This window comes from Halogeometricum sp. CBA1124 (genome assembly GCF_009741955.1).
Taxonomy (GTDB): Archaea; Halobacteriota; Halobacteria; order Halobacteriales; family Haloferacaceae; genus Halogeometricum; species Halogeometricum rufum.
Genome location: NZ_WPCD01000226.1, coordinates 1 through 5,583, shown reverse-complemented (window position 1 = coordinate 5,583; position 5,583 = coordinate 1). Strand labels below are relative to the sequence as shown.

7 protein-coding genes and 2 pseudogenes are annotated in these 5,583 nt (G+C 69.4%); 4 read left to right on the top strand and 5 right to left on the bottom strand.

Annotated features, from left to right (window positions below; genetic code table 11):
• Nucleotides 1–160: 160 nt before the first annotated feature.
• Both GJ632_RS18875 and GJ632_RS24305 read right to left on the bottom strand, forming a co-directional pair.
• A complete protein-coding gene (locus GJ632_RS18875; RefSeq protein ID WP_191453740.1) occupies nucleotides 161–334 on the bottom strand; it encodes a hypothetical protein in 174 nt (57 codons plus the stop codon).
• Nucleotides 335–403: 69 nt separating this feature from the next.
• Nucleotides 404–1,444 carry a hypothetical protein gene (locus GJ632_RS24305; protein WP_231751682.1) on the bottom strand — a complete coding sequence of 347 codons (1,041 nt, stop codon included), beginning with the start codon at nucleotides 1,442–1,444 and terminating at the stop codon, nucleotides 404–406.
• Between the two features lie 16 nt (nucleotides 1,445–1,460).
• Between GJ632_RS24305 and GJ632_RS24300 the strand changes: the two genes are divergently transcribed.
• Complete coding sequence (locus GJ632_RS24300; protein ID WP_231751681.1) at nucleotides 1,461–1,673, top strand: hypothetical protein; 213 nt, start codon at nucleotides 1,461–1,463, stop codon at nucleotides 1,671–1,673.
• A gap of 220 nt (nucleotides 1,674–1,893) precedes the next feature.
• On the top strand, nucleotides 1,894–2,052 hold the full coding sequence (locus tag GJ632_RS24295) for a hypothetical protein (protein ID WP_231751680.1): 159 nt from the start codon (nucleotides 1,894–1,896) through the stop codon (nucleotides 2,050–2,052).
• A gap of 181 nt (nucleotides 2,053–2,233) precedes the next feature.
• Here GJ632_RS24295 and GJ632_RS18865 read toward each other — a convergent pair whose 3' ends face one another.
• From GJ632_RS18865 to GJ632_RS18855, 3 genes and pseudogenes are all read right to left on the bottom strand, one after another.
• A complete protein-coding gene (locus GJ632_RS18865) occupies nucleotides 2,234–2,824 on the bottom strand; it encodes a DUF2150 family protein (protein ID WP_191453739.1) in 591 nt (196 codons plus the stop codon).
• Nucleotides 2,825–2,928: 104 nt separating this feature from the next.
• A pseudogene (locus tag GJ632_RS18860) lies at nucleotides 2,929–3,776 on the bottom strand (TatD family hydrolase).
• A gap of 152 nt (nucleotides 3,777–3,928) precedes the next feature.
• Nucleotides 3,929–4,453, bottom strand: coding sequence for an NYN domain-containing protein (locus tag GJ632_RS18855; protein ID WP_089809202.1), 525 nt, complete (start codon nucleotides 4,451–4,453; stop codon nucleotides 3,929–3,931).
• A gap of 248 nt (nucleotides 4,454–4,701) precedes the next feature.
• Here GJ632_RS18855 and GJ632_RS18850 point away from each other — a divergent pair, with 248 nt between their 5' ends.
• Together GJ632_RS18850 and GJ632_RS18845 are read left to right on the top strand one after the other, a co-directional pair.
• The gene (locus GJ632_RS18850) at nucleotides 4,702–4,908 is read left to right on the top strand and encodes a hypothetical protein (protein WP_191453738.1); all 207 of its coding nucleotides are present in this window, start codon (nucleotides 4,702–4,704) and stop codon (nucleotides 4,906–4,908) included.
• Between the two features lie 445 nt (nucleotides 4,909–5,353).
• Nucleotides 5,354–5,583, top strand: a pseudogene (locus GJ632_RS18845) (TlpA family protein disulfide reductase); the annotation flags it as partial.

The following is a 5,583-nucleotide window of genomic DNA, read 5'->3' as shown; positions in this document are numbered from 1 at the left end:
GCGTCGTCGCCGTCGCCGTCGACCATCAGTCCGGGGTCGAACGTGTACTCGGCTCCCCCGGAGTCGTTCTGCACGAGGACGCGGAGGTGCGCCGTCGGTAGCGGCCGACCCCCGGCGTGCGAGAGTTCCAGCGTCTCGCGGGAGACGTCGCCGACGAGGTTCACCGACGTGCCGGACGCGCCGCCGGCCCCGCCGCGTTCGCGCCGTCGAACCCGTCCGAGAGGTAGAACACCCCGAACGCACTCACGCTCACGACGACGACGCCGAGGAGGAGGACGACGCCTATCGACTCCGCCTGTCCTCGCGTCGAAGCCGACGGCGTCTGTTCGGTCATTGGTCTGTCCTTCGCACGAACCGTTCTGAATCTTTCCGTGCCAGTATCAGATGTGAGAGCGGTCTCCGGTCAGTACGGGTCGGTGGCCGTGACGTTGAACGTCTCCGCGTACGACGTGCCGCCGCTCTCGTACTCGACTGTGACCGTCACCTCCTCGTCGGCCATGTTCTGCCCGCTCCCGCCGTTGTTCTGGAACTGGTAGAGGTAGACCGTCGCGCCCTCGCCGGCGGCGAGGGTGGCGTCCGAGGTGAGCGGAACGGTCCCGGACCCGACGACGTACTCGTCGCCGTTGCCGTCGCCGGCTTCGTACCAGCCGTCGTTCGACTGCGGACTGTTCTGACTGTCGGAGCCGACGTCGAAGTACGCCTCGTACTGCCCGTCGCCCTGTCCTCCGTTCGTCTCGTGGAGTTGCTGCACGCTGGACTTCGTCGTGGCGTCCACCGAGACGCCGGTCAGTTCGAGTTCGTCCGACCCGTCGTTCGACAGTTCGAACTGGACGCCGCTGGTCGCGCCGCGGTTGGCCTTCCCCTGTCCGCTCCCGTCGACGAGCGAGAGGGGGCCGGACCCGCCGCCCGTCCCGCCGTCCCCGCTCCCACTCCCGCTTCCGCCCGACGCCTGCACCTCGACGTCGTACTGCAGGTCCGCGGTGGCGTTCGGGTCGAACCCCGCCCGCGACTCGTCCAGGTAGCTCACGTTGACGGTGTCCGGCCCGTCGGTGGCCGGCGCCTCGTAGACGTAGCGGTAGCGCCCGGGTTCCTCGACGGTTCCGTTCGGCACCGTCCCGCGGGCCGCCGAGGCGTTCACCCGCGTCCCGACGGGGTTGTTGTACCGGTCGCGGACCTCGACGACGAACGAGTCCTTCCGGTCGGTGTAGGGGAAGTCGATTCCCTCCGCGCTGGTCAGGTACGCCGGTTCCGCGTCCCCGTCGGCCGACCCGACGCCGACGTTCGCCATGCGGAGTTCGTACGTCGTCCCCGCCTCGAACGCGATTTCGACGGCGTCCGGCCCGGCGTCGGTCACCGCGTGGACGTACCGCTCGTTGGTGGGGTCGCCCGTCCCGTCGTACTGGTTCGTCTCCTCGAGGAGTCGCCGCCACGTCGAGGCGTCCAACCGCGTCGGGACGACGATGGAGACGTTTCCGGGCCGCGAGGCGTCCTGCGAGACGGACACCGTCCGGGTCGACTGGCTCACCGCCCGCGGGTCCACCGATAGCGTCCCCGACCCGCCGCGAGAGAGGTCGCCGGACAGCGTCACGAGCGATATCTGCCGCCCCGAGACCAGCGTCTGGTCGGAGACGGTGACGGTGTTGGCCGACGCGCCCTCGCCGAACCGGTTGTAGAGGACGCCGTTCTCGTAGACGGTCGTCGGCGCGTTCCCGTAGCGGTTGTACGAGCTGGTAAGCGAGCGCGCGCGTCGGATACGTCCGCGTGCTGCCGTTCCAGAAGTCGTCCGTCTCTGGGTAGTCCGGTGCGGCCGTCTCGGGGTCGTCGGCGACGGCGTTCCGAATCGACACGTCGCCGAGCGACGAAGTGGCGAGCGTTCCCCCCGGCGGCGACGGGTTGACGAAGACGGAACGTGCGGGGTACTCCGTCCCGAGTTCGACCGCCGTCGGCGCCGACGACCCCGTCGCGGCGGTCTGCAGGACGGCGTTCCGTACCTCGTGCATGTCGCCGACGACGCGCTGGTTGTGGCGGTACTCGACCTGTTCGTTCTCCTGAGGAACGACGGCCGCCTGATACATCGACAGCGAGACGACGACGAACCCGAGTAACAGCACCGCGCCTATCTGGACGGCGACTGCTCGGTCGTCCCCCCGAAACTCCATACCTCGGATTGTGTGACTGTCTGATAAAAGTATGCCGCCGGGAGACCGACGAACGCGCGCCGCGCGTCGAGGCGTTACGCGTCCTCTTCTTCGACGACTTCGGGGTCGCTCATGGCGCTCTGGAGGCTGTCGAGGCCGTTGAGCCACTCGGAGACGAGTCCGTACTCCAGCTCCTCGGCGATAGACATGTCGAGTTCGTCACCCTCGATGATGCGCGTCCCCGCCTGCACGAGGTAGCCGAGTGCGGCGTCGAGGTCCTCCTGCGTCTCGGCCTCGGCGGCGGCCTCGACGTACTCTTCGAGCGGTGCGGGTTCGGCGGGCCCGCCGACGATGTACTCCTCGGCGGCGTAGAAGACGCAGACCAGACTCGTCTGGACGCCGTCGATGAGCATCACCTTCTCCTCGACGTCGTCGCCCTCGAACGTCGGCTCCGAGAGGACGATTTCGCGGACGCCTTCGAGTTCTTCGAGGGCCGCCTCCTCCGAGAGCGTCTCCTCCTCGTGCGCGGAGACTATCTTGGCCACCGCGATGGCGGCGTCGTCCTGCAGGTTCAACAGGAGTCGCGCGGAGTCCTCGTTCTCGGGGTCGAGTTCCTCGTCCTCGACGCGCGTGAGCCAGTTCTGCCAGCGTTCTTCCGTGTAGTAGGTCTCCTCGGCCTCGGTCATGTTCCAATCATCCCCGGCAGCACTCAAATGCCTTTCCTATGCTCGCGCGCCCTGTCGACTGTGAATCCGTGACGAACCCGGCGTACCGCGCGTCAGCGTCCGGGTCAGCGAGTCAGCGTCGCTCGCGTGTCGATGCCGTACACGTCCCGCGGCGTCTCGACGTGCGCCGTCGCGACGGCGTCGTCCCACCCCTCCTCCAGCATCCACCGCACGCGCCGGGGCACCGTCTTCGGCCCGAGGACCGCGCCCGGTCGGTCGGCGTCGTCCACGAAGTCCGTCTCCATCAGGAACGCGCCCCGCGTTCGGCGGCGACTTCGAGCTGGTCTTTCTCGCTCATCACGCTGGGCGTCGGGCCCGCGAGGCGGCCGCCCGCGTAGTGTTTGACCACTCGCTCTCGGGCCATCCCGGCGTCCTCTGCCCACTCGGCTACCTCCGTCAGGTCGTCGGACGCCTCGGTGTGCAACTGCACCGCGCAGTCGAGGTCCGCCCCGAGGCCGAAGGCGTGACGCATCACGTCGTTCGACGCCTCCCAGACCGCCTCGGAGACGTCGTAGTGCGGTCGCCCCGACTTGAGGGCGAGGGCGTCGCCCGCGCGGACGTACTCCGCGGCGACGTCCAACCCCGACTGCATCACGTCGCGCGCCTCGGCGGGCGAGAGCCCGCGTTCGTCGACCAGATGCGAGACGAGTCCCGGGTGGACGCCGAGGACGGGCCACGCGCGGCCCGGCAGTTCCGCGGTGGCGTCGGCGACGACGTCGACCGTCTCCTCGAAGACGGGGCGGAAGTCCGCGCCCTCGTTGGCGTCGACGCCGAGGTGCCACGACGGCTTGTTCACCACGAGCAGGTGCGTCCCGCCGAGACGGGAGAAGTCGCGGACGGCGTCCAGTCCGCGGCCGTGCGTCGGGTCGAGGTGGAGGTGGTTGTCGAGAACCGGCGTACCCAACTGTTCCATGCCCGGCGGTTGGTCGGTCCGCGTAAAAAGGCTGCTCGCTCCCGGTCGACGCTCGTCTTCGCCTCCGGTTCTGCCTCCGCTTCGGTCCTCGTCGTCCCGTTCGCCGTCGCTCCGGTCCCGTCTCTCCGCCGACTCGTCGTAGCCCCCGACGCCTACTCGTCGTAGCCGACCATCGTCGGCCCCTCGTCGTCGCCGAGGGTGACGCTGTCCGACGCGGCGTTCCGCAGGGCGTCGGACCGGCCGAACTCGCCGGGGGCGATGGCCAGCGTCCGGATGCCGTAGGCGTTCGCCGTCTCGATGGCGGGCTTGAAGTCGGTGTCGCGGGAGGCGATGGCGACCACGTCGGCGCGGCCCTCGACGGCGAATCGGGTGACGTCCACCGCGAGGCGCACGTCCACGTCGCCGCTGGTGACGACGACTTCGAACCCGCGCGCCTCGGCGGCCTGAATCAGGCCGGGCGTCGCGTGCTCGTCGAGGTAGAGGCGCGTCGCCGTGGGGCGTCCCACCGCGGCGGCCGCCTCGCGCACGTCGTCCAGGTCCACGTCGAACTCGTCGCGGAGGACGTTCGGTCCGTCCACGAACAGGGCGACGCGCAGTTCGTCGGCGGCGTCCTCGGCGGGAGTGTCGTCTGCGGCGGATTCGTCGTCGGACGCGTCGGTTCGGCGCGCGCGGTCCATGACCGGTCGTTTCGGACCGAGGTGGATAGCCCTACTGATTCGACGCGCCGCGGCCGCCCGAACGGAGGTCCGTCGGTCGCCGTCTCGCACCGCTCGTCGGAATTCGTACCAGCCCATATGAACACCTTATACTCCTTATTGACTAGCTTTATCTACTTCTTCGAGATATAGAGTGACGAAGAAAGAATGAAACGAGAAAAGAGTGGTGAAACGTACACCGTAGTCGGTGAGATGACGCCCACGGTGCGTTGACCCTCAGGACCCACGAGACGAACGCGACCTACCACGTCGTCGAGTACGCGCACGAACGTCTTCGTGAGCGACTCGAGTCGCTCTCGGCCGGCGCGCCGGTGAAGATGGAACTCACCCGGGCCGGTAGCCGGGGGAACGGGTGGCGCGCCGACGGCGTGTATCTTCGTAGTGAGTCGGCCGAAGACGCGGCCGCGGGGGGGTGACGCACGCGAGGAGCATCCGAGACGACCACGGCCGGTCCCCGCCGTACCGCCACCGGAACGTCCGCCGACGTTCCACGTCACGTCGCCCGTGTGCGCCGTGCCGCACTCGACCGCACCCCGCCGTGCGGCCGACGCGAAACGGTCGCACGCGCGACGAGAGTCTGTATCGACCCTCCCAACACGTCACGCGGCGTCTCCCGTCCCCGCGTCCGGCCACGTCCCGCCGTGCGGTCGGGCGCACAGACAGTTGCAGGCGCCACCGTCCCGCGGACGCCCGCGTCCCGCTTGCCGCGGCGTCCGCGATTCCGTTTCTGCGTCTCCCAGTCCCACCCGGCAGCGACGCCGTCCGACAGCGACGCCCCCGACGCGCGTTCGACCCGTTGGGCGACGGTCGCGCACGAGCGCAGTAGCGCCAAACGGCTCCGCGTCCACGGTTCGGCTATCGATGACGCTCTCTCGGCGGGACCTGATACTGGCCGGCGCTGTCGGACTCGGCGGACTCGGCGGTTGCCTCGGCGACGGCGGCGGTGCCGGCGGTTCTGACGCGCCGACGTCGACCGCGACGGCCGCCGACGGGACGGACGCCGCCACCGACGCCCCGACGACGGCGACGTTCGACGCGCACCCGGCCACCGCCGATATCGACGCCCAGCCCCGACTGGGGAGCGCGGACGC

Bases quoted from the DNA above. Each gene is read 5' to 3' on its own strand.
- GJ632_RS18875 (WP_191453740.1), bottom strand. From the start codon at position 334: ATGACCGAACAGACGCCGTCGGCTTCGACGCGAGGACAGGCGGAGTCG.
- GJ632_RS24300 (WP_231751681.1), top strand. From the start codon at position 1,461: ATGGAGACGTTTCCGGGCCGCGAGGCGTCCTGCGAGACGGACACCGTC.
- GJ632_RS18865 (WP_191453739.1), bottom strand. From the start codon at position 2,824: ATGACCGAGGCCGAGGAGACCTACTACACGGAAGAACGCTGGCAGAAC.
- GJ632_RS18855 (WP_089809202.1), bottom strand. From the start codon at position 4,453: ATGGACCGCGCGCGCCGAACCGACGCGTCCGACGACGAATCCGCCGCA.